This window comes from Pseudomonas sp. Irchel s3b5 (assembly GCF_900187435.1).
Taxonomy (GTDB): Bacteria; Pseudomonadota; Gammaproteobacteria; order Pseudomonadales; family Pseudomonadaceae; genus Aquipseudomonas.
The window spans coordinates 1-25,118 of the sequence record NZ_FYDY01000021.1; the positions used below are offsets into that span (position 1 = coordinate 1).

Consider the following 25,118-nt stretch of genomic DNA (forward strand, 5'->3'; position numbering starts at 1 on the left):
TGGAGCACTCGAACACGCAACTGGAAGTTGGCAGATGCTGTGTATTTAAACCCAGAGCGCCCTGAAATTAAGAGCGCAACGGGCTAGCAACTGTAAGACAAGGTGACAGGTACCTTGACACGTACCGAGCGCCTAAAAAAGTAAGCAAAAAACGCTCGCCCCTTACGTACGGCCCCTCGCTGAGGCTCGGCGTTCCTTCGCTCCGGTATTCATCCGGGGGCATTGCCCTCCGGTCGGCTTCGCTTCGACCTACATGCAATGAGTTCGACTACGTCGAACGGCGCTGCGCGCCAATCCCCGGATAAACACCTCCACTCAGCCTCCCGAGGGGGCGGGTGGATCAAAAGTGGAAGGCGAGCTAACGCTCGGCCTGATGAGTGGTGAGGAGCGTGGTGTACGCCAATCAACTGTAGGAGCTGGCTTGCCAGCGATGGCGGCCTGACAGACGACCTGATTTTGCGGATGTATCACTCCGTAGGAGCTGCCGAAGGCTGCGATCTATTGATCTTGCCTGTAAAAAACAGAGTCAAAAGATCGCAGCCTAGTTGCACTCGACAGCTCCTACAGGGAAACACGCGCGCATCAGAACCAGACCGGCCGGTAGGCCGCCTCTGACGCGGTTGCGGTATATGCCCCCTCATGAAAAACCAGGGCGAATACCGGCCTGAGTCAAGTCTGCCGGGTTCGCCAGTGGACACCCAATCCGGTCACAACCGCGACCAAACGCGCCAGCCCTCCAGCTCAACCTTTCACAAAACCTTCATCAAATGATTCACCCAGTGAAATGTGCAAGTCATAGGGCTGACATGCCCCGTGCCTAAAGTCTGTTGAACTCAAATACGGCCACGGACGGCTGTTCAACCAGACAGAGAAGCCCATGAACGCAGCTATCCATGTCGATCATCTGAACAAGACCTTTGCGCGTAAAACCGCACTGGTCGACCTCGAACTGACCATCGCGGCCGGTGAGATGGTCGCGCTGATCGGCGCGTCCGGCTCCGGCAAATCCACCTTGTTGCGCCATCTCGCGGGCCTGGCCTGTTGCGATAAAAACAACGGTGGCAGCGTCAAAGTGCTGGGGCGGGAAGTACAGGCGAGCGGACGGCTCAATGGCAAGGTGCGCCGCTTGCGCGCCGACATCGGCTACATCTTCCAGCAGTTCAACCTGGTCAATCGTCTGAGCGTGCTCGACAACGTGCTGCTCGGTTGCCTGGGCCGCATGCCGCGCTGGCGTGGCAACCTGGGCCTGTTCAATGCCGAGGAAAAACAGTTCGCCATGGAGTCCCTGGCCCGCGTCGGCCTGGCTGACCTCGCCGCGCAGCGGGCCTCGACCTTGTCCGGTGGGCAGCAGCAACGCGTGGCGATTGCCCGTGCACTGACCCAGCGTGCCGAAGTCATCCTTGCGGACGAGCCGATCGCCTCTCTGGATCCGGAATCGGCGCGCAAGGTTATGGAAATCCTCGCCGACATCAATCGCCGCGACGGCAAGACCGTGGTGGTGACCCTGCATCAGGTCGACTACGCCACCCGCTATTGCCCGCGCGCCGTGGCGCTGAAGGCCGGTCGGATTCATTTCGATGGCCCGGGTACTGAGCTCAGTGGCGCGTTCCTCAACGATCTGTACGGTGCCGACATCGACACCAGCCTCATGTGCTCCGAGCCTTCCCGTCACAACGAAGCTGCACCCCGGCTGGTGCTGGCGCGTGTTTGATCACTCCGGACTCCCCAACCGTTCACTCTCAGGAAACCTTTCCATGTTGAACCGTATCGGTCGCGTTTTTGCTGGTGCAGCACTGCTCACCGGTTGTTTGATGGGCACCGCCCAGGCTGAAGAAAAAGCCATCAACTTCGGCATCATGTCCACCGAGTCTTCGCAAAATCTCAAGAGCGTCTGGCAGCCATTTCTTGACGACATGCAGAAGCAGACCGGCCTGAAGATCAACGCCACATTCGCTTCCGACTATGCCGGCCTGATCCAGGGCATGCGCTTCAACAAGGTCGATGTGGCGTGGCTGGGCAACAAGGCCGCCATCGAAGCCGTGGACCGTTCCAACGGTGAAATCTTCGCCCAGACCGCCGCGGCCAGTGGCGCTGCCGGTTACTGGAGCGTGTTGATCGCGCGCAAGGACAGCCCGATCAATTCGGTCGACGACATGCTGAAGGACGCCAAGAACCTGACCTTCGGCAACGGTGATCCGAACTCCACCTCGGGCTATCTGGTGCCGGGCTACTACGTGTTCGCCAAGAACAACGTCGATGCCGCCACCGCGTTCAAGCGCACGCTCAATTCCAGCCATGAGGTCAACGCCTTGAGCGTGGCCAAGGGGCAACTGGATGTGGCGACGTTCAACACCGAAAGCTGGGATCGCCTGGAAGTCACCCAGCCCGATAAAGCTGCGCTGTTGAAAGTGATCTGGAAGTCGCCGCTGATCCCTGCCGACCCGTTGGTGTGGAGCAAAGCGCTGAGTGACAGCGAGAAGACCAAGATCCGCGATTTCATCTTCAGCTACGGCGACACCGACGAAGAGAAAGCGGTGCTCAAGGGCATGCAACTGGGCAAGTTCCTGAAGTCCAGCGACGACCAGTTGCTGCCGATTCGTCAGCTCGAGTTGTTCAAGCAACGCACCACGATCACTGCGGACACCAAGCTTGATGCGGCCGATAAAACCAAAAAACTGGCCGAGATCGATGCCGAGCTGGCGAAGCTGCAAGAGCGCATCACCTTGCTCGAGAAGAGCGATAAAAAGACCGCCAACGCCGGTTGATGCATGCCTCGGTAAGTGTGGGAGCAAGCTTGCTCGCGATGACTGAGTGTCAGTCGACATTGACGCTGCCTGTCACGCCGCCATCGCGAGCAAGCTTGCTCCTACGGGTTTTGTACCCGCCATGACATATGTGAATCGCCTCTTTAAACGCTTTTTAGAGAACCCTCATGACCACTCTGCACGCTGAAGCTGTTGGCAAGCGTACCTGGCCGCAATACGCCGGTTGGGGCCTGTTTCTGGTCCTGCTGGCCTGGGCCTGGCACGGCGCTGAAATGAATCCGATGGCGCTGTACCGCGACTCGGGAAACATGGCGACGTTCGCCGGGGACTTCTTCCCGCCGGATTTCCATGAATGGCGCATGTACCTCAAGGAAATGCTCGTCACCGTACAAATCGCCCTGTGGGGCACGGTGCTGGCGATTGTCTGCTCGGTGCCGCTGGGCATTCTCTGCTCGGAAAACATCACACCGTGGTGGATCCACCAACCGCTGCGCCGGGTGATGGATGCGTTCCGCTCGATCAACGAAATGGTCTTCGCCATGTTGTTCGTGGTGGCTGTCGGGCTGGGGCCGTTTGCCGGGGTGTTGGCGCTGTGGATCAGCACCACCGGCGTACTCGCCAAACTGTTCGCCGAAGCCGTCGAAGCGATTGATCCGGGCCCGGTCGAAGGTGTTCGCGCCACCGGTGCCAGTGCCTTGCAAGAGGTGATCTACGGGGTGATTCCGCAAGTGATGCCGCTGTGGGTGTCCTACGCGCTGTACCGCTTCGAAGCCAACGTGCGTTCGGCGACGGTGGTGGGGATGGTCGGCGCTGGCGGTATCGGCGTGATCCTGTGGGAGAACATCCGCGCCTTCCAGTTCACGCAGACCTGCGCGGTGCTGCTGGTGATCATCGTCATCGTCAGCCTGATCGACATCCTGTCGCAACGCCTGCGCAAGCAGTTCATCTGACTTTTTCGGAGGGGTGCCCGCGGGCGCTTTTTTTAAAGCATGCAGTTGTCTAGACAAGATGAGCCGGTGTACCGCGAATTGGCCGACATCCTGCGGCGGGAGCTGGCGGAGTACCGCGCCGGAGACTTCCTGCCGGGCGAGGTGATGTTGGCCGAGCGCTTCGGTGTCAATCGTCACACCTTGCGCCGCGCCATCGATGAGTTGGTGTTCGAAGGCAGCCTGTTGCGCCGCCAGGGCAAAGGCACCCAGGTGCTGGAGCGGCCGCTGATTTACTCGATGACCGCCGAGAGCGCCTACAGCCAGTCTTTGTCAGCCCAGGGGCATGGCGTCGAGGCGCTACTGCTCAAGCGTCGCTACTGCTTTGCCAGTCGCGAAGAAGCCCAACATCTGGGCATCGCCGAAATGGCGCCGATGATCGAATTGCAGACCTTGCGCAAGCTCGACAACCAACCGGTCAGCCTGATCCGCCATCGCTATTGCGCCACTCACGCGCCGCTGCTGGCCGACTACACCGGTGGCTCTCTGCGCAAATACCTGAGCGAACGGGACCTGCCACTGACCCGTACCCAGAGCCTGATCGGCGCCCGATTGCCCAACCGCGAAGAAGCCGCGCTGCTGATGATGCCCCGGCATCTGCCGGCGCTGAGTGTCTTCACCCTTTCCCGCGATCGCGACGGCCGTGCCGTGGAGCTGGCCCAGTCCACCAGCCGTTCGGATCGCTTCCAGTACCAGGTCGTCACCTGATGGAGAACGCCATGCAAAACCCTGTTCCTCACGCCGAACGGCAGCACTGGATTGGTGTGCTGGCCCGCGCCCGTCGCAGTGAATTGCAGCCCTTTGAAGATGCGTTGCGCGACATTGAATACCAACTGATCCGCGCCCCGGAAGTCGGCATGACCCTGGTCCGTGGCCGCATGGGTGGCAATGGCGCGCCGTTCAACGTCGGTGAAATGAGCGTGACCCGCTGCGTGGTGCGCCTGGCCGATGGCCGTACGGGCTACAGCTATCTGGCGGGGCGCGACAAGGCCCATGCCGAACTCGCCGCGTTGGCCGACGCGCATTTGCAGGGCGTGCAGCAGCGGCACTGGCTGGCGGACATGATCACGCCGCTGGCGGCAGCTCAAGCTGAGCGCCGGGCACAAAAAGAGGCGGAAACCGCCGCCACCAAAGTCGAATTCTTCACCCTCGTGCGAGGAGAAAACTGATGAGCGCACAGTTGTTGCAACCGGCGTTTGCCGACCCGGTGCTGGATGCCCAGCGTGGATTTCGCGCGGCACTCAAGGCGTTGGCCGGCCCCGGATTGATCCAGACCCTACAGGTCGCACCGAGACTCGAAGGCCTGGCCCCCGCGACTTATGCACTCTGCCTGGCAATGCTCGATGTCGACACACCGCTGTGGCTCGCGCCGTCATTCGATACGCCGCTGATCCGCGCCAACCTGGCGTTCCACTGTGGTTGCCCGCTGACCACCCGGCGTGAAGACGCGAGATTCGCTTTGCTTGCCTCTGAAGACCTGCTCGACCTGAGCGGTTTCGATACCGGCAATGATCGTTATCCCGACCAGTCCTGCACCGTGCTCATTCAGCTGCCAAGCCTCGGCGGCGGGGCAGGGCTGAAGTGGCGAGGGCCGGGGATTGAAAGCGAACACGACGTGGCGCTGCCGATAGCCGATGGCTTGTGGCGCGAACGTGAACGCCGCAACGAATTCCCCCGTGGCCTCGACCTGTTTTTCACTGCCGGCCACGACCTGATCGGTTTGCCGCGCAGTACCCGCATCGCAGAGGAGCGTGCCTGATGTACGTAGCCGTCAAGGGTGGCGAACAGGCCATCGACAATGCCCACCGCCTGCTGGCGAAAAAACGTCGGGGCGATACCGCGGTCACTGAGTTGAGTGTCGAGCAGATCCGTCAGCAACTGCCGCTGGCAGTGGCGCGGGTGATGAGCGAAGGCTCGCTGTACGACGAAGAACTCGCCGCGCTGGCGATCAAGCAAGCGGCGGGGGATCTGGTGGAAGCAATCTTCCTGCTGCGCGCCTACCGCACCACGTTGCCGCGCTTCAACCCGAGCCTGCCGATCGATACCCAGAACATGCAGCTCAGCCGACGCTTGTCCGCGACCTTCAAGGACGTGCCGGGCGGGCAACTGCTGGGTCCGACCTTCGATTACACCCACCGTCTGCTGGACTTTGCCTTGCTGGCCGAAGGCGAATATCCGGGGCCGCAAACCACGCCGAATGCCAGCCTCGAAGCGTGCCCGCGAGTCCTCGGTTTGCTGGCGCAGGAAGGCCTGATCAAGACCGAATCCGACAGCGGCGAAAACGTGGCCGACATCACCCGCGACCCGCTGGAGTTGCCCGCCAGTCGCGCTCAACGCCTGCAAGCCCTGGCCCGTGGCGATGAAGGTTTCCTGTTGGCGCTGGGCTATTCGACCCAACGCGGTTATGGCCGCAACCACCCCTTCGCGGGTGAAATCCGCATCGGCGAAGTCGAGGTCTGGATCGACCCTGAAGAGCTGGGTTTTCCGATCAACCTGGGCAACATCGAAGTCACTGAGTGCGAGATGGTCAACCAATTCGTTGGCTCGGCCACTGAGCTGGCGCAGTTCACTCGCGGCTACGGCCTGGCCTTCGGACACGCCGAGCGCAAGGCCATGGGCATGGCGCTGGTGGACCGTGCGTTGCGCGCCGACGAGTACAACGAAGAGATCGTCTCGCCAGCACAACAGGAAGAGTTCGTGCTCATGCACTGCGACAACGTCGAGGCCGCCGGTTTTGTCTCGCACCTCAAGCTGCCTCACTACGTCGACTTCCAGGCTGAACTGGAACTGATCCGCAAACTGCGCAAGCCTGCCGAGGGCCAAAACCATGAATGACGTGAGCCAGGCACCCGTGCGCGATGCGGCATACAACTTCGCCTACCTCGATGAGCAGACCAAACGCATGATCCGCCGCGCCTTGCTCAAGGCCGTGGCGATCCCCGGTTATCAGGTGCCGTTCGGTGGTCGCGAGATGCCGTTGCCTTACGGCTGGGGCACCGGAGGCATGCAGTTGACCGCCGCGATTCTCGGTGACGATGACGTGCTCAAGGTCATCGATCAGGGCGCGGACGACACCACCAACGCCGTATCGATCCGCCGCTTCTTCGCCCGCACCGCAGGCGTCGCCACCACCGAAAGTACGCCGGACGCGACGGTGATCCAGACCCGTCACCGCATCCCGGAAACGCCGCTGCACGCCGACCAGATCATGGTTTACCAGGTGCCGATTCCGGAGCCGCTGCGCTTTATCGAGCCGTCGGAAACCGAGACCCGGACCATGCACGCCCTCAACGATTACGGGGTCATGCACGTCAAACTTTACGAAGACATCGCCACCTTCGGCCACATCGCCACGGCGTACGCCTACCCGGTGATGGTGGACGAGCGCTACGTGATGGACCCGTCGCCGATCCCCAAATTCGACAACCCGAAACTCGACATGAGCCCGGCGCTGATGCTGTTCGGCGCTGGCCGCGAGAAGCGTCTGTACGCGGTGCCGCCGTACACCAAAGTCACCAGCCTCGACTTCGAGGATCACCCCTTCGAAGCGCAGAAATGGGAAGCGTGCTGCGCGATTTGTGGCAGCCGTGAGTCGTTCCTCGATGAGTTGATTCTCGACGACGCCGGCACCCAGAGCTTCGTCTGTTCCGACACTTATTACTGCGCACAGCGCGTCAGCCAGCAGGAGCAGGGCCAATGAACCAGGCGCTGAAAAACGATGTGACCGTGTCCACTGAGCCGCTGCTGCGAGTGCGTGATTTGTCGCTGTTGTACGGCCCGGAGAAAGGTTGCCAGGACGTCAACTTCGATTTGTATCCCGGTGAAGTTTTGGGAATTGTCGGCGAGTCCGGCTCGGGCAAATCCACCTTGCTCTCACTGCTCAGCGGCCGCCTGCCGCCGCAGCGCGGCAGCATCGGTTACCGCGACAAACAGGACCAATGGCTGGACCTGTACAGCGCCAGCGAAGCCGAGCGCCGCACCTTGCTGCGTACCGAATGGGGGTTCGTCGAGCAGAGCCCGCGTGACGGTTTGCGCATGGGCGTGTCCGCTGGCGCCAACATCGGAGAACGTCTGATGGCCCAGGGTGTGCGCAATTATCAGCAGCTGCGCGGGGCCGGTCTCGACTGGTTGAGTCAGGTGGAAATCGATCCGCAGCGCATTGACGATTTGCCCCGGACCTTTTCTGGCGGCATGCAGCAACGCCTGCAAATCGCCCGCAATCTGGTGTCGAGCCCACGGTTGGTGTTCATGGACGAGCCGACCGGTGGCCTCGATGTCTCGGTGCAGGCGCGCTTGCTCGACCTGCTGCGCGGACTGGTGCGGGAACTGGATCTGGCGGTGGTGATTGTCACCCACGACTTGGCGGTGGCACGTCTGCTGGCCGACCGCCTGATGGTGATGCGCCGCTCGCGGGTGGTGGAAACCGGGCTGACCGATCAGATCCTCGACGATCCCCAACACCCTTATTCGCAACTGCTGGTGTCTTCGGTGTTGCAGCCGTGAAGCCCCGTTCAATAGTGGAAACCGAGCGATGAATACCTTGATCGAGGTCCGTGACCTCTCGAAAACCTTCACCCTGCATCAGCAGCACGGCGTGGTCCTCAACGTACTGCGCGGGATCGATTTCAGTGTGGCGGCCGGTGAATGCCTGGTGCTGCACGGTCAATCCGGCGCCGGTAAAAGCACCTTGCTACGCACCTTGTACGGCAACTATCTGCCCGCAGGCGGCAGCATTCGCGTGCAGCACGATGGCCAATGGCTGGAGCTGGTGGGCGCCGAACCCCGGGACATCCTGCAAGTGCGTCAGCGCACGTTGGGTTATGTCAGCCAGTTTTTGCGAGTGATCCCGCGGGTCGCGTGCCTTGACGTGGTGATGGAACCGGCGCTGGCCCGGGGCTGGGCGAAAGAGCAGGCGCAAGCGCGTGCCGAATCGCTACTCAGCCGTCTGAACATTCCGCAACGCCTGTGGCAACTGGCTCCCGGCACGTTCTCCGGTGGCGAGCAGCAACGGGTCAACATCGCCCGAGGTTTCATGGTGGCGTGGCCGGTGATGTTGCTCGACGAGCCCACCGCATCACTCGACGACAACAATCGCCAGGTGGTGCTGGAACTGATGAATGAAGCAAAAGTTGCAGGGGCCGCACTGATCGGCATTTTCCACGATCGCATCGCCCGCGAAGCGGTTGCCGACCGCCATCTCGACATGACCCCAGCCGCAGTCAGCCAAGAGGAATACGCCGATGCCCGTTGAACAGATCCTCAGCAATGCCCAACTGGTCACCGCTGACCGTGTGTTCTACGGCACCGTGGTGCTGCGCGACGGCGTGATCGCTGAAGTCTGCGAAGGCCCGAGCCGCCTGCCTCAGGCGCAGGATCTGCATGGTGATTACCTGCTGCCGGGTCTGGTGGAGCTGCACACCGACAACCTGGAACGTCACATGACCCCGCGCCCCGGTGTGGACTGGCCGTCGGTACCGGCGGTGCTCAGTCACGATGCGCAGATCATCGCGGCGGGCATCACCACGGTGTTCGATGCGGTGTCCATCGGCGACGTTAACCCCAAGGGCAATCGCATGCAGAAATTGCCGGCGATGCTGGAGGCGATTACCAAAGCGTCCGATGCCGGCCTGACCCGGGCCGAACACCGGTTGCACTTGCGCTGCGAGCTGTGCCACCCGGACACCTTGAGTGTGTTCCGCGATCTGGTGGAAAACCCGCTGGTGCAACTGGTGTCAGTGATGGACCACTCGCCGGGCCAGCGCCAGTTTGTGCTGGAATCCAAGTACCGTGAGTACTACATGGGCAAGTACCACCTGACCACGACGCAGATGGATGACTTCATCGCCCTGCAAATGGCCAACTCGCGGCAGTACAGCGACCGGTATCGTGCGGCAATTGTCGAACACTGTCTGGCCCTTGGCCTGTCGGTGGCCAGTCATGATGACGCGACCCTGGCCCACGTCGAGGAGTCGGCGCGCTACGGCATGACCATCGCCGAGTTCCCGACCACGGTCGAGGCGGCGCGCGGATGCCGGGAACGGGACATGAAAGTGTTGATGGGCGCACCGAACATCGTGCGCGGCGGATCGCACTCGGGTAACGTGGCCGCCGCAGAGCTGGCGGCCGAAGGCTTGCTGGATATCCTGTCCAGCGATTACTACCCGGCGAGCCTGTTGCAATCAACGTTCGCGCTGGCAGCGCAGAACAATCGCATCGGCCTGGCCGAAGCGGTGCGCATGGTCAGCCTGAACCCGGCCCGCGCTGCGGGTTTGCATGATCGTGGCGAAATTGCAGCGGGCCTGCGGGCTGATCTGGTGCAAGCACGCAGTCACGACGGTCTGACGGCGGTTCAACAAGTTTGGCGGCAAGCAAAGAGGGTGTACTGATGTCGGGCAGGTTGATCTATCTCATCGGACCTTCCGGGTCGGGCAAGGACAGCCTGTTGGACGCGGCGCGAGGCCGGTTGGCCGAAAGAGGCTGCCGCATCGTGCGGCGGGTCATCACCCGTTCGGCGGAGGCGGTGGGCGAGGCGGCCTTGGGTGTCAGCCCGCAGCAGTTCGCCGAGATGGAGGCGCAAGGCGCGTTTGCCCTGAGCTGGCACGCCAACGGTTTGTCCTACGGCATCCCGCGGGAAATCGACGATTGGCTGAAGGCGGGACAAGATGTGCTGGTCAATGGCTCGCGCGGGCATTTGCACAATGCCCGTGAGCGCTACCCGCACATGCTTGTGGTGCTGCTGACCGTGGATCAAGCGGTGTTGCGCGAGCGCTTGCTGGCACGAGGACGGGAGTCCGTGGCGGAAATAGACGCACGGTTGGCGCGCAACGCCCGATTCAACCAAAGCGTACTGGCCGGCAACGACCCGATGGTGCATGTCCTCGATAACTCCGGGGCACTGGAAAATACGGTGGAACGCTTGCTCGCCTGCATCGACGAACCCGCGATATGCGCTTGACGTTGCTCGGCACCGGTGATGCCCGGCAAGTCCCGGTCTACGGCTGCGAGTGCGTGGCTTGCGATCGGGCGCGTAAGGATCAGCGTTTGCAGCGTCGACCCTGCAGTGCGCTGATCGAGTGCGGCGATCAGCGCTGGTTGATCGACAGCGGCATGCCAGACCTGTGCGAGCGCTTTGCGCCGCGCAGCTTCAACGGCATTTTGCAGACTCACTACCACGCCGATCACGCCCAGGGCTTGTTGCATCTGCGTTGGGGCCAGGGCCTGGTGATTCCGGTGCACGGCCCGGTGGACCCGGAAGGCCTGGCCGACCTCTACAAACACCCCGGCATTCTCGATTTCAGCCAGCCGTTCGGGGCCTTTGAAACACGCACCTTCGGCACGCTGAACGTTACCGCGTTGCCGTTGCTGCACTCCAAACCGACCCTGGGGTATCTGTTCGAAGGCGAGGGACGGCGCATTGCCTATTTGACTGACACCGTGGGCCTGCCACCGTCCACCCTGGACTGGCTACTGCGCGAACCGCTGGATGTGCTGGTGCTGGACTGCTCCCTGCCACCGCAACCTCAGGCGCCGCGCAATCACAACGACCTGAACCTGGCGTTGCAGTGCATTGACGAACTGCGGCCAACGTCAGCGGTGTTGACCCATGTCGGGCATACGTTGGATGCGTGGTTGGTTGAGCATCGCGAAGAATTGCCGGGCAATGTCAGTGTCGGGTTTGATGGGTGTGAGCTGTAAAAAGATCTGTATCGGTCACGATCTGTAAAACAACCGAACGTCTCCCTTCGTGTTTTTGTGCTTGAGTAAAGATAACTCTAGGGTTACTTTTATTCGGGCCGGAGCAAGGAGGCTGGTGGTGCAGAGCAGGCTATTGATCAAGGAACTGATGGAGGCGGGATGGACCCTGGATCGGGTCACTGGCAGTCATCACATCTTCACGCACCGTTACAACCCGTACACGATTCCCGTTCCCCATCCCAAAAAGGATTTGCCGGTGGGGACGGTCAAGAGCATCAGGAGGCGAGCCGGGTTGTACTGCCCGCTGGCCAGTTATGCAGGAGATCCATAATGCAATATCCAATCTGTATCGAGTGGGGCGACGAGCACACCGCCATCGGTATCCAGATCCCTGATATTCCCGGTGCAGTGACCGCCGGGGATACCTTTGAAGATGCTTACAACGCTGCGGTCGAAATTGCCCACATCATGCTGCAGGAAATGGCGGCAGATGGAGAAACGATTCCGATGCCGACTTCAGCGGCCTTGCATCGTGGCAATCCGGAGTTCGCCGACATGGGGTGGGGCATGCTGGAGCTGGATATCTCGCCGTATATGGGCAAGACCGAGAAGGTCAACGTCACGCTGCCCGGCTACGTGATTCAGCGCATAGACCGTTATGTACGAGAGCACAATGTCAAAAGCCGTTCCTCGTTTTTGGCGGATGCGGCGATGGAGAAGCTGGTTCGACATTGAGTCGTTGACCACAAAAAAAGGCGACCTGTGCAGGTCGCCTTTTTCATGTTCGCTCAGCGCTTACTGACCGGTGTAAATCTGGTCGAAAACGCCACCGTCATTGAAGTGGGTTTTCTGCACGGTGCGCCAGTCGCCAAAGGTCTTTTCGACCGACAGGAAGTCGACTTTCGGGAAACGATCGGTGTACTTGGCCAACACGGCCGGGTCACGCGGACGCAGGTAGTTGGCGGCCGCGATTTCCTGGCCTTCCGGCGACCACAGGTACTTGAGGTATTCCTCGGCGGCGGCGCGGGTGCCTTTCTTGTCGACGGTTTTGTCGACCACCGACACCGGCGGCTCAGCCTCGGCGGAGACGCTTGGGTAGACGACTTCGAACTGATCGCGGCCGAACTCGCGGGCAATCATTTCCGCTTCGTTTTCAAAAGTCACCAGCACGTCGCCGATCTGGTTGGTCATGAAGGTGGTGGTAGCGGCGCGGCCACCGGTGTCCAGAACCGGTGCTTGCTTGAACAGCTTGCCGACGAAGTCTTTTGCCTTGCTCTCGTCACCGCCGTTTTTCAGCACATAGCCCCAGGCTGACAGGTAGGTGTAGCGACCGTTGCCGGAGGTTTTCGGGTTCGGGACGATGACCTGTACGCCATCCTTGAGCAAATCCGGCCAGTCTTTCAGGGCTTTCGGGTTGCCTTTGCGCACAATGAACACGGTGGCCGAGGTGAACGGCGCGCTGTTGTTCGGCAGACGGGTGACCCAGTTCTCCGGTACCAGTTTGCCGTTGTCCGCCAGGGCGTTGATGTCGGTCGCCATGTTCATGGTGATCACGTCAGCGGGCAGGCCGTCGATGACCGAACGCGCCTGTTTGCTGGAGCCGCCGAAAGACATCTGCAAGGTGATGTTTTCGTTGTGCTCGGCTTGCCAGTGCTTCTGGAACGCAGTGTTGTAGTCCTTGTAGAAATCGCGCATCACGTCGTAGGAAACGTTAAGCAGGGTCGGTGCGGCGTGGGCGATGTTGCCCAGCGCCAGGCCAGCGGCGAGAAGTGAGGCGCCAAAGAGTTTTTTCACTGCGCATTCCTTTTTATGTAGGCGCTGCCGCAGGCTGCGATCTTTTGATTTTGCCTTCAAGGATCAAAAGATCGCAGCCTGCGGCAGCTCCTGCGGGTGATTTGTTAGATATCAATAAGCCAGCGACTATAGCCGGGGATGCATAGTCCTTTAAATATTAAAAAGAACTTTGCTTATTCCATTTTTCTAAACAGCGCGTTGCCACAACGTGAACAGAAAGACGCCTCGGTTTCATGGTTGTCTTTCGCGCACACCGGGCAATCGTGATTCAGTTGACCGCCACGCATGGCCGTCGCCAGTTCGGCGGTGAAAATCCCCGTAGGCACGGCGATGATCGAGTAACCGGTGATCATCACCATCGAGGAGATCACCTGACCCAGCGCGGTCTTGGGCACGATGTCGCCGTAACCGACGGTGGTCAACGTCACGATAGCCCAGTAAATGCCTTTGGGAATGCTGGTAAAGCCATGTTGCGGGCCCTCGACCACGTACATCAGCGTGCCGAACACCGTCACCAGCGTGCAGACGCTGAGCAGGAACACGAGGATTTTCTGTTTGCTGCCGCGCAGGGCATCCAGCAGGTAATGAGCTTGTTTGAGGTAGGGGCCGAGCTTGAGCACGCGAAAGATCCGCAGCATCCGGATTACCCGGATGATCAGCAGGTACTGCGCATCGCTGTAATACAACGCCAGGATCCCTGGCAGGATAGCCAGCAGATCCACCAGCCCATAGAAGCTGAATGCGTAGCGCAGCGGTTTGGGCGAGCAGTACAGCCGCAGGATGTACTCGCCCAGAAAGATCACCGTGAAGCCCCATTCGATGTACGCCAGCAGGCTGGCGTAGTTCTGATGAACGTCATCGATGCTGTCCAGAATCACCACCACCAGGCTGGCGAAAATGATCAGCAGCAGGCTGGTGTCAAAGCGTCGACCGGCGATGGTGTCAGTCTGGAAAATAATCACGTAGAGGCGATGACGCCACGTGTCGTTACTGTTCATTCAAATGGCCTGGGCTGCAGATCAGCGCAGCCTAGGTTGATTGCCCCCGTGAGCGCAAGGCTCGCTATCGACAGAGGCTGCGCCCAGCATCTGAATGCCGGCGCGGATCAGCCAGCAGGCGAGGATGAAAGGCGCGGTCAGTGTGGCCAGGCCGAGGGCGGCAAAAAGCGGTGTCAACAGCAGCGCCAGTACGATGCCGAGCAATGGCAGCCAAGGGTGTTGACGTTGCGCACTGAAGGCGAGGGCAGCGAGTACGGCGTTGTAACCGCCAAGGCCGAGCAGCGCGGCGCTCGTGTCGTGATGAAGCAGGCTTGAGCCGAGCCCGATAAACGTTGCAAGCACCACCCAGCAAAACGCGCGGCGATCAGCGATCAGCAGGCCTAAGGCGATCATCGCACCGGCCAATGGATGGTCGAGGAACATCACCTGACCGAGTCCCTTGAACGCAGCAGCAAGCAGGTTCAGGGTGTTCAATTCGGGCACCGTCGCTGGCGTGGACGGTTCGGCGAAACACAGCAGCAACCAGCCCATCCCCACGAACGGAGCCGTGTAGGCAGACAGGTATTGGTTGAGCCAGGTGCGTTTGAGCCACTGTTGCGTGACCATCGCACTCAGACCGCCCGCGGCCAGAATCAGCGGCGGCAGCATCGCTGACCAAGGGAAATAGAGGCTCAGCAACAAACCGAGCAAAACCCCGTTGTAGCTGAATAGCCCGGCCTGGCGATCCGCCTTGGCATAGCCGCGACGTTGCGCAGTGAGCAATCCGGCGACGCCACCGAGTAGCGCACCGGCAAACAGCACTGGCGCGGTGAGCAGGATGGCCAACAGGCACAACAGTCCGCAGAGCGGATGGCGCTGGAGGAATATTTGACTGAAACCGTTGAGCAGCGCTTCGGCCCAGTCGGGGCAGTGGGAGTTGAAGTGATTGGCAGGCATGGCTAAGTCTGGGGCAGTGGGACATCAAAGGTCTTGCATAAATATTGTGGCGAGGGGGGCTTGCCCCGTTGGGTCGCGAAGCGGCCCCGATATCGATACATGCGGTTTCTCTGTGGAACCCGTCATGCCCAACGACGACTGCTACGCAGTCGAACGGGGGCAAGCCCCCTCGCCACAAGTGTTAGCGCTCACATCAAGTTCTGATGCTTAGATCAACGTCTCGATGCGCAGTGAGTTAGTCGACCCCGGCTGTCCAAACGGCACACCGGCGGTGATCAATAATGTATCGCCGCGCTGTGCCATGCCTTGGGCCTGGGCAATCTCCAGCGCTGTCGAGCACACTTCATCCACTTGACGCAGTCGATCATTGACCACCGAGTGCACGCCCCACGCCACCGTCAGGCGACGCGCGGTTTGCAGGTTCGGCGTCAGGTTGAGGATCGGCACCGTTGGCCGTTCCCGCGCCGCACGCAGGCTAGAGGTACCCGATTCGCTGTAGTTCACCAGCACTGCCACCGGCAGCACGTTGCTGATACGGCGGATGGCGCAGCTGATCGCATCGGAAACAGTCGCCTCGGCTTTCGGCCGGCTGACGTCCAGTTGAGCCTGATAATCCGGGCCGCTTTCGACCTGACGGATGATCTTGCTCATCATTTGCACGGCTTCAAGCGGGTACTCGCCGGACGCGGTTTCTGCCGACAGCATCACCGCGTCCGCACCTTCGGCCACGGCGTTGGCCACATCGGTTACCTCGGCGCGGGTTGGCGCGGGAGAGAAGCGCATCGACTCCAGCATCTGAGTGGCGACCACCACCGGTTTGCCGAGCTCGCGGCAGGTGCTGATGATGTTTTTCTGGATCTGCGGCACGCTCTCGGCCGGCACTTCCACGCCCAGGTCACCACGGGCGACCATGATCGCGTCGCTCAATTCGGCGATCTCGCGCAGTTGTTCCACCGCCGACGGCTTTTCGATTTTCGCCATCAGGAAGGCTTTGTCGCCGATCAGCGTACGGGCTTCGCGAATGTCGTCCGGGCGTTGCACGAATGACAGCGCCACCCAGTCGACGCCGAGCTCCAGACCGAAGCTCAAGTCGCGGCGATCTTTGGCTGTCAGCGGGCTGAGGTCGAGTACCGCTTGCGGCACGTTCACGCCTTTGCGGTCCGACAACTCGCCGCCGTTGAGCACGGTGGTGTCGATGGCGTCGTCGTACTTCGTGACCACGCGCAGGCGCAGCTTGCCGTCGTCCAGCAGCAGGTCCATGCCGGGCTCCAGCGCGGCGATGATTTCCGGGTGCGGCAGGTTGACCCGGCGCTCATCGCCAGGCGTTGTATCCAGGTCCAGGCGCAGGGCCTGGCCACGCACCAGTTGCACCTTGCCTTCGGCGAATTTGCCGACCCGCAGTTTCGGGCCTTGCAGGTCCATCAGGATGCCCAGCGGATAATTCAGCTGACGTTCGACTTCACGGATCCACTGATAACGCAGGGCGTGGTCGGCGTGGTCACCATGGCTGAAGTTCAGGCGAAAGATGTTCACCCCGGCCTGCACCAGCTCACGGATGTCGTCGACCCCGTTGATGGCCGGGCCGAGGGTAGCGAGGATTTTGACCTTTTTATCAGGCGTCATGATTTTTGGCTCTCGAGAATCAGAATGGCGCGGAAGTCGTTGACGTTGGTGCGGGTCGGCTCGGTGACGATCAGTGCATCGAGCGCCTCGAAGTAGCCGTAGCCATTGTTGTTGTCCAGCTCATCGCTGGCACTCAGGCCGAGGGCGGCGGCGCGGGCGTAGCTGTCCGGGGTCATGATGGCGCCGGCGTTGTCTTCGGAACCGTCGATGCCGTCGGTGTCGCCGGCCAGTGCGAAGACGCCGGGCAAGCCTTTGAGGCTGTCGGTCAGGCTCAGCAGGAACTCGGCGTTGCGCCCGCCACGGCCATTGCCGCGCACGGTCACGGTGGTTTCACCGCCCGAGAGAATCACGCACGGTGCGGCCAGCGGTTGACCGTGCAGGACGATCTGCCGCGCGATACCGGCATGGACCTTCGCCACGTCTCGCGACTCGCCTTCCAGGTCACCGAGAATCAGCGGGCTGAAACCGGCCTGACGGCACTTCACCGCGGCGGCTTCAAGCGATTGCTGTGGGCGGGCAATCAACTGGAAGTGGCTGCGCGCCAGACTCGGATCGCCGGGTTTGACCGTCTCCGATTCCGGGCTTTGCAGCCAGTTGCGCACGGTAGCTGGCACTTCGATGTTGTAGCGCTTGAGGATCGCCAGCGCTTCGGCAGAGGTGCTTGGGTCGGCCACGGTCGGGCCGGAGGCGATGACCGTGGCCAGGTCGCCCGGTACATCGGAAATCGCATAGGTATAAACAGTGGCAGGCCAGCAGGCTTTGCCCAGTCGCCCACCCTTGATCGCCGAGAGGTGCTTGCGCACGCAGTTCATCTCGCCGATGGTCGCGCCGGACTTGAGCAGGGCTTTGTTGATGGACTGCTTGTCGGCCAGGGTGATGCCTTCGGCCGGCAGTGCCAGCAGGGCAGAGCCACCGCCCGAGAGCAGGAAAATCACGCGATCGCTTTCGTTCAGGTCGCTGACCAGTTCCAGCACGCGTTTGGCGACGGCCAGACCGGCTGCATCGGGAACGGGGTGAGCGGCTTCGACCACTTCGATTTTTTCGCACGGTGCGCCGTGACCATAACGGGTCACCACCAGGCCGGACACTTCACCCTGCCAGCAGCGCTCGACCACTTGGGCCATGGCAGCTGCGGCTTTGCCGGCGCCAATGACGATCACGCGACCGCTGCGGTCGGCAGGTAAATGGGCTTCGAGGACTTGTTGCGGGTGCGCCGCGTCGATGGCTGTGGCAAACAGCTCGCGCAGCAATTGTTGCGGATCGACCGACATGACGGACTCCTGGAATTCTTGTTATTGGGATTGACGTTGGAGCAGTGCTGAATGGATCGCTGGCAGGCCAGCGCCTACAGGGTTTCATCGGCCTCTGTAGGAGCTGGCTTGCCAGCGATCCAGGCGCCTCGGTGCTTCAGATACACCGAGGCGATTTTGTCGCGAGCAAGCTTGCTCCTACTTGCGAATCGAGAAGTTCGCCATGTGTTCCAGGCCTTTGATCAGCGCCGAGTGGTCCCAGTTGCTGCCACCGATGGCCGCGCAGGTGCTGAACACCTGTTGGGTGTTGGCGGTGTTCGGCAGGTTGATGTTCAGCTCCTTGGCGCCTTGCAGGGCCAGGTTCAGGTCCTTCTGGTGCAGGCTGATGCGGAAACCTGGGTCGAAGGTGCCCTTGATCATGCGCTCGCCGTGCACTTCAAGGATCTTCGAAGAGGCGAAACCGCCCATCAGTGCTTCACGCACCTTGGCTGGATCAGCACCGTTTTTCGAAGCGAACAGCAGGGCTTCGGCCACAGCCTGGATGTTCAGTGCCACGATGATCTGGTTCGCGACTTTCGCGGTTTGACCGTCGCCATTGCCACCGACCAGAGTGATGTTCTTGCCCATGGCCTGGAACAGCGGCAGAGCGCGTTCGAAGGCATCGGTATCGCCGCCGACCATGATGCTCAGGGTCGCAGCCTTGGCACCGACTTCACCGCCGGACACTGGAGCGTCGAGGTACTGAGCGCCTTTTTCGTTGATTTTGGCAGCGAACGCCTTGGTGGCGGTCGGCGAGATCGAGCTCATGTCGATCACGATTTTGCCTTTGCCTACGCCAGCAGCGATGCCGTCGGCACGGAACAGCACGTCATCGACCTGCGGGGTATCCGGCACCATGACGATGATGAACTCGGCTTCCTGGGCGACTTCTTTCGGGTTCGCCAGGGCAATGGCGCCAGCGGCGACCAGATCGGCAGGCGCAGCATCGTGGTGCGCCGACAGGAACAGGCTGTGACCGGCTTTCTGCAGGTTCAACGCCATTGGGTGGCCCATGATGCCGGTGCCGATAAATCCGATTTTAGCCATGAGAAAATCCTCGTTGTATTTGTTTTGTTAGGAGCCGGCTTGCTGGCGATCCAGGCGACACGGTCTGTCTGATACACCGCGGTGATGCCATCGCCGGCAAGCCGGCTCCTACAGGGATTTGTGTTAGATCGCGTTATGGGTTTTCAACCAGCCCAGGCCCGCTTCAGTGGTGGTCAGCGGCTTGTATTCGCAACCGACCCAACCCTGGTAACCAATGCGGTCCAGGTGTTCGAACAGGAAGCGGTAGTTGATTTCACCGGTGCCTGGTTCGTTGCGCCCCGGGTTGTCCGCGAGCTGTACATGGTTGATCTCGCCCAGATGCGATTGCAGAGTGCAGGCCAGATCGCCTTCCATGATTTGCATGTGATAGATGTCGTATTGCAGGAACAGGTTGGCGCTGCCGACCTGCTCGCGAATCGACAGGGCTTGCGCCGTGTTGTTCAGGTAGAAACCCGGGATGTCACGCGTGTTGATCGCTTCCATCACCAGCTTGATACCTGCCGCTTGCAGCTTGTCGGCCGCAAACTTGAGGTTGTCGACGAAGGTTTTCTCGACGGTGGCATCGTCAAAACCCTGCGGACGAATACCGGCCAGGCAGTTGATCTGCGTATTGCCCAGCACCTTTGCGTAGGCGATGGCCAGGTCGACACCGGCGCGGAACTCTTCGATACGGTCCGGCAGGCACGCGATACCGCGCTCGCCCTTGGCCCAGTCACCGGCCGGCAGGTTGAACAGCACTTGGGTCAGGCCGTGAGCGTCGAGCTGGGCCTTGATTTCGGCAGAGCTGAAGTCATAAGGGAACAGGTACTCGACACCACTGAAACCGGCCTTGGCGGCCGCTTCGAAACGGGCAAGAAAGTCCTGTTCGGTGAACAGCATGGACAGGTTGGCTGCGAAACGCGGCATGGTGGTCTCCCGTAAATGTGTAAGGCCCCCCTTGTAGGAGCCGGCTTGCTGGCGATGGCGTTATGTCAGTCACATCAATGGCGATTGATGCGCCGCTATCGCCAGCAAGCCGGCTCCTACAGAGGGAGCGAGCAGCTATTAATCAAGCAACGAAATCGCAGTCGGTGCGTCGTTGCCGACGAGCGCCAGGTCTTCGAATTCGTTGACGGCGTTGATCTCGGTACCCATGGAAATGTTGGTCACACGTTCCAGGATAATCTCGACGATCACCGGCACCTTGAACTCTTCGATCAGTTCCTGAGCCTTGCGCAGGGCAGGCTGGATCTGGGACGGTTCGAACACACGCAGTGCCTTGCAGCCGAGGCCTTCGGCAACTGCGACGTGGTCCACACCGTAGCCGTTGAGTTCCGGCGCGTTCAGGTTGTCGAAGGACAGCTGCACGCAGTAGTCCATGTCGAAACCGCGCTGCGCCTGACGGATCAGACCCAGGTACGAGTTGTTCACGACAACATGAATGTACGGCAGCTTGAACTGCGCGCCCACCGCCAATTCTTCGATCATGAACTGGAAGTCATAGTCACCCGACAGGGCCACGACTTTACGGTTCGGATCAGCCTTGACCACACCCAGTGCTGCCGGAATGGTCCAGCCCAGAGGGCCCGCCTGACCGCAGTTGATCCAGTGACGTGGCTTGTAGACGTGCAGGAACTGCGCGCCGGCAATCTGCGACAGACCGATGGTGCTGACGTAGCAAGTGTCTTTGCCGAACACCTGGTTCATCTCTTCGTAAACGCGCTGCGGTTTCACCGGCACGTTGTCGAAGTGAGTCTTGCGCTGCAGGCTGGCTTTACGCTGCTGGCAGTCTTGCAGCCAGGCGCTGCGGTTTTTGAGTTTGCCGGCGGCTTGCCATTCGCGAGCGACTTCGATGAACACGGTCAGTGCGGCAGCGGCGTCGGAAACGATACCCAGGTCCGGCGTGAACACGCGGCCGATCTGAGTGCCTTCAATGTCGACGTGAATGAATTTGCGGCCTTCGGTGTACACATCGACCGAACCGGTATGACGGTTGGCCCAACGGTTACCGATACCCAGAACCACGTCGGATTTGAGCATGGTCGCGTTGCCGTAGCGGTGCGAAGTCTGCAAGCCAACCATGCCCACCATCAGCGGGTGATCGTCCGGGATGGTGCCCCAGCCCATCAGGGTCGGGATGACCGGGATGCCCGTCAGTTCAGCGAACTCGACCAGCAGATCGCTGGCATCGGCGTTGATGATGCCACCACCGGCGACCAGCAATGGACGCTCGGCCTGATCCAGCATGGCCAAGGCTTTTTCAACCTGAACGCGGCTAGCGCTCGGCTTGGCCAAAGGCAGCGGCTGGTAAGCATCGATGTCGAATTCGATTTCGGCCATCTGCACGTCGAACGGCAGGTCGATCAGCACCGGGCCTGGACGGCCGGAGCGCATTTCATAAAAGGCTTTCTGGAACGCGTAAGGCACCTGGCCCGGTTCCATGACGGTGGTTGCCCACTTGGTCACTGGCTTGACGATGGTGGTGATGTCGACAGCCTGGAAGTCTTCCTTGTGCATACGGGCGCGGGGTGCCTGGCCGGTAATGCAGAGGATTGGAATCGAGTCGGCCGAGGCGCTGTAGAGCCCGGTGACCATGTCGGTACCGGCAGGGCCGGAAGTCCCGATGCACACGCCGATGTTGCCGGCCTTGGTGCGGGTGTAGCCCTCGGCCATGTGCGAGGCGCCTTCAACGTGGCGAGCGAGTACGTGATCGATGCCGCCGACCTTTTGCAGGGCGGAGTACAGCGGGTTGATGGCGGCACCCGGGATGCCAAAAGCGGTATCAACCCCTTCACGGCGCATCACCAGAACGGCGGCTTCGATTGCTCTCATTTTGCTCATGGTTTTGTGCCTCTTTACGTTTTGTAATTGTATACAAGTGGCTTTGCGCAGAGTGTATTCACGGCGGACGGCGCAGGTCAATCCATTTTCTCAAGCGCTTGTTTCATTCGTCGGAAGCCCGTTCTACTGTGGCTTTTCGTCGCATGCGGCGCTTTTCGAGAATTATTGTATACAAAAAAATAACTCATTGTGTTCTATTTGTTGCATCGGTCTGCGGCACAACGGCGCAGCCCCACGACTTTCCCAAAAACAAAATGAGGACGGCACCATGAGCGCTTTAACCTTGAAAGTCGCAGTCAACCTGGTCAACGAGGCCATCACCGCCGGGCGTGCAATCTCCGCGGCTCCCTTGACCGTCGCAGTACTGGATGCCGGCGGGCATCTGATTTCCCTGCAACGCGAAGACGGCGCCAGCCTGATACGCCCACAAGTCGCCATCGGCAAAGCCTGGGGCGCCATCGCGCTGGGCAAGGGCTCACGCCTATTGGCACTGGATGCACAGCAGCGTCCAGCGTTTATTGCCGCGTTGAACAGCCTGGGGCAGGGCAGCGTCGTGCCGGCACCGGGCGGTGTGTTGATTCGCGATCAGGCGGGCACTGTGCTGGGGGCGGTAGGGATCAGTGGGGATTTGTCCGACGTTGATGAACAGTGTGCGATCACTGCCATTGAGGCGTTGGGGTTGAGGGCGGATGCGGGGGTTGTGGCTTAAGTTTTGTATTGATTGATCTACCGCTATCGCCAACAGGCTGGCTCCCACAGGGGATTATCTGAGTATCGGTGATCAACTGTGGGAGCTAGCCTGCTAGCGATTGCTGTTTCCCAGACACATCCTGCCAAAAGTCTGTACGTCTCGATCGAATCAGCCGAACTAGCCTTCTCATGATCAATTCATGGAGGAGGCAAAGGAATGCCTGATTCACCTGCTTCACATCGCCTACGGCGTGGTCGCTATGCTGAAACCCACCGGATTTACCTATTGACCACCAACACGTTTGGACGAAAACAGATATTCAAGAATTTTGTCCTGGGTCGTTTGGTCGTGGATCAGTTTAGAAATGCGCAGCATCAAGGCATGGCGAATTCATTGGCCTGGGTTGTCATGCCCGATCATTTTCATTGGCTGGTTGAGTTACAGCAGGGATCATTGTGTGGCCTCATGCAGAAGACCAAGTCGATGAGCACCAAAGCGGTAAATCAGTTTACTGGTCGCAAGGTCACTCTCTGGCAGAAAGGCTTTCATGATCGGGCACTGCGACGAGAGGAAGATCTGGTGAGGGTAGCGCGATATGTCGTGGCCAATCCTTTGCGGGCCGGGCTGGTTGAGAAACTTGGCGACTACCCGCTGTGGGATGCTATCTGGGTTTGAGCTGATATCGAGTTGTCTTCATCGCTAGCAGGCTAGCTCCCACAAGGGTTTTATGAGCGCCACAGATCCAGTGTGGGAGCTAGCCTGCTAGCGATTGAAGGCACCGCGGTCCATCAATCCGGCTCACACCCCTTCAACACCAACCGGATAATCGTCTGCGCCGCCGCTTCGTAATCTTCTTCATCCAGCCTGGCCTTGCCGGTGATGGCACTGATTTGCCAGTCGAAATCGGCGTAGGTCTGGGTCGCGGCCCAGATGCTGAACATCAGGTGATTAGGGTCGATGGGGGCGATTTGCCCGCGGTCGATCCAGGTCTGGATGCACTCGATGTTGTGTCGGGCCTGGCCGTTGAGCTGTTCGACCAGGTCGCTGCTCAGGTGCGGTGCACCGTGCATGATTTCGCTGGCGAACACCTTGGAGGCGAAGGGCAGGTCGCGGGAGATACGGATTTTCGAGCGGATGTAGCCGCTGAGCACTTCACTGGGTACGCCGTCCGGATTGAAAGGCGTGGAAGCCTGGAGAATCGGCTCGATGATACTTTCCAGGACCTCGCGGTAGAGGTTTTCCTTGGATTTGAAATAGTAGTAGACGTTGGGCTTGGGCAATCCCGCCTTGGCTGCGATATCGCTGGTTTTGGTCGCAGCGAAGCCTTTGTCGGCAAATTCTTCACTGGCGGCACGCAGGATCAGTTGTTTGTTGCGCTCGCGGATTGTGCTCATAAAGCCGGTGGTTCCTTGCCTGTTCTGGCGGTTGCGCATGGTATCACCGGGCTCGCGCGGCGCTCAAGAATGCACCGTAGCCTGTTGCGCCGCGCTATGCTGCATCGCATTTATTCAAGAAGGAAACCCGACTCATGGCAGGAAGCAGTTTACTGGTGCTGATCGACGACATCGCCACCGTACTGGACGACGTTTCGTTGATGACTCAAATGGCCGCCAAGAAGACTGCCGGCGTGCTCGGCGACGACCTGGCGCTCAATGCCCAGCAAGTCAGCGGCGTGCGCGCCGAGCGTGAGATCCCGGTGGTCTGGGCGGTCGCCAAGGGGTCGTTCATCAACAAACTGATCCTGGTGCCTTCGGCATTGGCGATCAGTGCGTTCGTTCCGTGGGCGGTCACCCCGTTGCTGATGATTGGTGGCGCTTACCTGTGCTTCGAGGGTTTCGAGAAGATCGCCCACAAGTTTCTGCACAGCAAGGCCGAGGATGCCGCCGAGCATGCGCAGTTGGTCGAAGCCGTGGCCGATCCCGCCACGGACTTGGTGGCCTTCGAGAAAGACAAGATCAAAGGCGCCGTGCGCACCGACTTCATTCTTTCGGCGGAAATCATCGCCATCACCCTCGGCACCGTGGCCGATGCGCCGTTGACCCAGCAAGTGATCGTGCTTTCGGGCATCGCAATCATCATGACGGTCGGCGTCTATGGCCTGGTGGCGGGCATCGTCAAGCTCGATGATCTGGGCCTGTGGCTGACCCAAAAGCCCGGGCAAATGGCGAAAAGCATCGGCGGTGCCATTCTGCGGGCGGCGCCTTACATGATGAAAAGCCTGTCGGTGATTGGCACGGCGGCGATGTTCCTGGTCGGCGGCGGCATCCTGACCCACGGTGTGCCTGTGGTGCATCACTGGATTGAAAGTGTCAGCGCAGGGGCGGGCGGTGCAGGGTTTATCGTACCGATGTTGCTGAATGCGGCGGCGGGAATTGTGGCGGGTGCGGTGGTGTTGGCCGGTGTGATGGTTGTCGGCAAGATCTGGAAAGCGCTGAAAGGCTGAAGACAGCACATAACAATGTGGGAGCGAGCAG

27 protein-coding genes are annotated in these 25,118 nt (G+C 60.4%); 18 read left to right on the forward strand and 9 right to left on the reverse strand.

Translation table 11 applies throughout. The features are described 5' to 3' along the window. Window positions 1–877 precede the first annotated feature (877 nt). The 15 genes from phnC to CKW15_RS19885 all read left to right on the forward strand — a co-directional run bounded on the left by phnC (window position 878) and on the right by CKW15_RS19885 (window position 12,181). Entirely contained in the window at window positions 878–1,711 is an 834-nt protein-coding gene (phnC, locus tag CKW15_RS19815) for a phosphonate ABC transporter ATP-binding protein (protein ID WP_095061677.1), read from the forward strand. A 43-nt stretch (window positions 1,712–1,754) separates the two neighbouring features. Continuing rightward, on the forward strand, window positions 1,755–2,765 hold the full coding sequence (gene phnD, locus CKW15_RS19820; protein ID WP_095152608.1) for a phosphonate ABC transporter substrate-binding protein: 1,011 nt from the start codon (window positions 1,755–1,757) through the stop codon (window positions 2,763–2,765). Window positions 2,766–2,932: 167 nt separating this feature from the next. Further along, complete coding sequence (phnE, locus tag CKW15_RS19825) at window positions 2,933–3,715, forward strand: phosphonate ABC transporter, permease protein PhnE (protein WP_095061673.1); 783 nt, start codon at window positions 2,933–2,935, stop codon at window positions 3,713–3,715. A 39-nt stretch (window positions 3,716–3,754) separates the two neighbouring features. Then, a complete protein-coding gene (gene phnF, locus CKW15_RS19830) occupies window positions 3,755–4,459 on the forward strand; it encodes a phosphonate metabolism transcriptional regulator PhnF (protein ID WP_177408863.1) in 705 nt (234 codons plus the stop codon). A gap of 11 nt (window positions 4,460–4,470) precedes the next feature. Continuing rightward, window positions 4,471–4,920, forward strand: coding sequence for a phosphonate C-P lyase system protein PhnG (phnG, locus tag CKW15_RS19835; RefSeq protein WP_095061669.1), 450 nt, complete (start codon window positions 4,471–4,473; stop codon window positions 4,918–4,920). After that, window positions 4,920–5,510: a phosphonate C-P lyase system protein PhnH gene (gene phnH / locus CKW15_RS19840; protein WP_095061667.1), complete on the forward strand. Its 591-nt coding sequence runs from the start codon at window positions 4,920–4,922 to the stop codon at window positions 5,508–5,510. The genes phnG and phnH overlap by 1 nt, the downstream gene beginning before the upstream one ends. Further along, complete coding sequence (locus CKW15_RS19845; protein ID WP_095061665.1) at window positions 5,510–6,586, forward strand: carbon-phosphorus lyase complex subunit PhnI; 1,077 nt, start codon at window positions 5,510–5,512, stop codon at window positions 6,584–6,586. The genes phnH and CKW15_RS19845 overlap by 1 nt, the downstream gene beginning before the upstream one ends. Beyond that, the gene (locus CKW15_RS19850; RefSeq protein ID WP_095061663.1) at window positions 6,579–7,451 is read left to right on the forward strand and encodes an alpha-D-ribose 1-methylphosphonate 5-phosphate C-P-lyase PhnJ; all 873 of its coding nucleotides are present in this window, start codon (window positions 6,579–6,581) and stop codon (window positions 7,449–7,451) included. The genes CKW15_RS19845 and CKW15_RS19850 overlap by 8 nt, the downstream gene beginning before the upstream one ends. Beyond that, window positions 7,448–8,254: a phosphonate C-P lyase system protein PhnK gene (phnK, locus tag CKW15_RS19855; protein ID WP_095061661.1), complete on the forward strand. Its 807-nt coding sequence runs from the start codon at window positions 7,448–7,450 to the stop codon at window positions 8,252–8,254. The genes CKW15_RS19850 and phnK overlap by 4 nt, the downstream gene beginning before the upstream one ends. A gap of 28 nt (window positions 8,255–8,282) precedes the next feature. Further along, window positions 8,283–9,002: a phosphonate C-P lyase system protein PhnL gene (gene phnL / locus CKW15_RS19860; protein WP_095061659.1), complete on the forward strand. Its 720-nt coding sequence runs from the start codon at window positions 8,283–8,285 to the stop codon at window positions 9,000–9,002. Continuing rightward, window positions 8,992–10,137, forward strand: a complete 1,146-nt coding sequence (locus tag CKW15_RS19865; RefSeq protein WP_095061657.1) for an alpha-D-ribose 1-methylphosphonate 5-triphosphate diphosphatase — start codon at window positions 8,992–8,994, stop codon at window positions 10,135–10,137. The genes phnL and CKW15_RS19865 overlap by 11 nt, the downstream gene beginning before the upstream one ends. After that, the gene (gene phnN, locus CKW15_RS19870; RefSeq protein ID WP_095061655.1) at window positions 10,137–10,706 is read left to right on the forward strand and encodes a phosphonate metabolism protein/1,5-bisphosphokinase (PRPP-forming) PhnN; all 570 of its coding nucleotides are present in this window, start codon (window positions 10,137–10,139) and stop codon (window positions 10,704–10,706) included. Before CKW15_RS19865 ends, phnN begins: the two co-directional genes overlap by 1 nt. Beyond that, window positions 10,697–11,446 (forward strand): phosphonate metabolism protein PhnP, encoded by a 750-nt coding sequence (phnP, locus tag CKW15_RS19875; protein ID WP_095061653.1) that lies wholly within the window; start codon window positions 10,697–10,699, stop codon window positions 11,444–11,446. The genes phnN and phnP overlap by 10 nt, the downstream gene beginning before the upstream one ends. A 118-nt stretch (window positions 11,447–11,564) precedes the next feature. Then, window positions 11,565–11,777: a type II toxin-antitoxin system HicA family toxin gene (locus CKW15_RS19880; RefSeq protein ID WP_095061651.1), complete on the forward strand. Its 213-nt coding sequence runs from the start codon at window positions 11,565–11,567 to the stop codon at window positions 11,775–11,777. Continuing rightward, window positions 11,777–12,181 carry a type II toxin-antitoxin system HicB family antitoxin gene (locus CKW15_RS19885; protein ID WP_095061649.1) on the forward strand — a complete coding sequence of 135 codons (405 nt, stop codon included), beginning with the start codon at window positions 11,777–11,779 and terminating at the stop codon, window positions 12,179–12,181. The genes CKW15_RS19880 and CKW15_RS19885 overlap by 1 nt, the downstream gene beginning before the upstream one ends. Window positions 12,182–12,241: 60 nt before the next feature. On the opposite strand, the gene CKW15_RS19890 is transcribed toward CKW15_RS19885, so the two are convergent. From CKW15_RS19890 to gcl, 8 genes are all read right to left on the reverse strand, one after another. Beyond that, the gene (locus CKW15_RS19890) at window positions 12,242–13,240 is read right to left on the reverse strand and encodes a sulfate ABC transporter substrate-binding protein (protein WP_095061647.1); all 999 of its coding nucleotides are present in this window, start codon (window positions 13,238–13,240) and stop codon (window positions 12,242–12,244) included. A gap of 173 nt (window positions 13,241–13,413) precedes the next feature. Beyond that, window positions 13,414–14,238: an ion transporter gene (locus CKW15_RS19895; protein WP_095061645.1), complete on the reverse strand. Its 825-nt coding sequence runs from the start codon at window positions 14,236–14,238 to the stop codon at window positions 13,414–13,416. Between the two features lie 21 nt (window positions 14,239–14,259). Continuing rightward, window positions 14,260–15,174, reverse strand: coding sequence for an urea transporter (locus tag CKW15_RS19900; RefSeq protein ID WP_095061643.1), 915 nt, complete (start codon window positions 15,172–15,174; stop codon window positions 14,260–14,262). A gap of 207 nt (window positions 15,175–15,381) precedes the next feature. Beyond that, the gene (gene pyk / locus CKW15_RS19905) at window positions 15,382–16,797 is read right to left on the reverse strand and encodes a pyruvate kinase (protein WP_095061641.1); all 1,416 of its coding nucleotides are present in this window, start codon (window positions 16,795–16,797) and stop codon (window positions 15,382–15,384) included. After that, window positions 16,794–18,068 carry a glycerate kinase gene (locus CKW15_RS19910; RefSeq protein WP_095061639.1) on the reverse strand — a complete coding sequence of 425 codons (1,275 nt, stop codon included), beginning with the start codon at window positions 18,066–18,068 and terminating at the stop codon, window positions 16,794–16,796. The genes pyk and CKW15_RS19910 overlap by 4 nt, the downstream gene beginning before the upstream one ends. A 177-nt stretch (window positions 18,069–18,245) precedes the next feature. Next, a complete protein-coding gene (locus tag CKW15_RS19915) occupies window positions 18,246–19,133 on the reverse strand; it encodes a 2-hydroxy-3-oxopropionate reductase (RefSeq protein ID WP_095061637.1) in 888 nt (295 codons plus the stop codon). 123 nt (window positions 19,134–19,256) lie between these two features. Then, window positions 19,257–20,039: a hydroxypyruvate isomerase gene (hyi, locus tag CKW15_RS19920; RefSeq protein ID WP_095061635.1), complete on the reverse strand. Its 783-nt coding sequence runs from the start codon at window positions 20,037–20,039 to the stop codon at window positions 19,257–19,259. Window positions 20,040–20,177: 138 nt separating this feature from the next. Beyond that, window positions 20,178–21,953, reverse strand: coding sequence for a glyoxylate carboligase (gene gcl, locus CKW15_RS19925; RefSeq protein ID WP_095061633.1), 1,776 nt, complete (start codon window positions 21,951–21,953; stop codon window positions 20,178–20,180). Between the two features lie 268 nt (window positions 21,954–22,221). Between gcl and CKW15_RS19930 the strand changes: the two genes are divergently transcribed. Both CKW15_RS19930 and CKW15_RS19935 read left to right on the forward strand, forming a co-directional pair. Further along, window positions 22,222–22,662, forward strand: a complete 441-nt coding sequence (locus CKW15_RS19930) for a heme-binding protein (protein WP_095061631.1) — start codon at window positions 22,222–22,224, stop codon at window positions 22,660–22,662. A gap of 198 nt (window positions 22,663–22,860) precedes the next feature. Continuing rightward, window positions 22,861–23,319: a transposase gene (locus CKW15_RS19935; protein ID WP_095060785.1), complete on the forward strand. Its 459-nt coding sequence runs from the start codon at window positions 22,861–22,863 to the stop codon at window positions 23,317–23,319. A 113-nt stretch (window positions 23,320–23,432) separates the two neighbouring features. Here CKW15_RS19935 and CKW15_RS19940 read toward each other — a convergent pair whose 3' ends face one another. Beyond that, window positions 23,433–24,038, reverse strand: a complete 606-nt coding sequence (locus CKW15_RS19940; protein WP_095060787.1) for a TetR/AcrR family transcriptional regulator — start codon at window positions 24,036–24,038, stop codon at window positions 23,433–23,435. A 134-nt stretch (window positions 24,039–24,172) separates the two neighbouring features. Here CKW15_RS19940 and CKW15_RS19945 point away from each other — a divergent pair, with 134 nt between their 5' ends. Next, window positions 24,173–25,087 carry a DUF808 domain-containing protein gene (locus CKW15_RS19945; RefSeq protein WP_095060790.1) on the forward strand — a complete coding sequence of 305 codons (915 nt, stop codon included), beginning with the start codon at window positions 24,173–24,175 and terminating at the stop codon, window positions 25,085–25,087. Window positions 25,088–25,118: the final 31 nt, after the last annotated feature.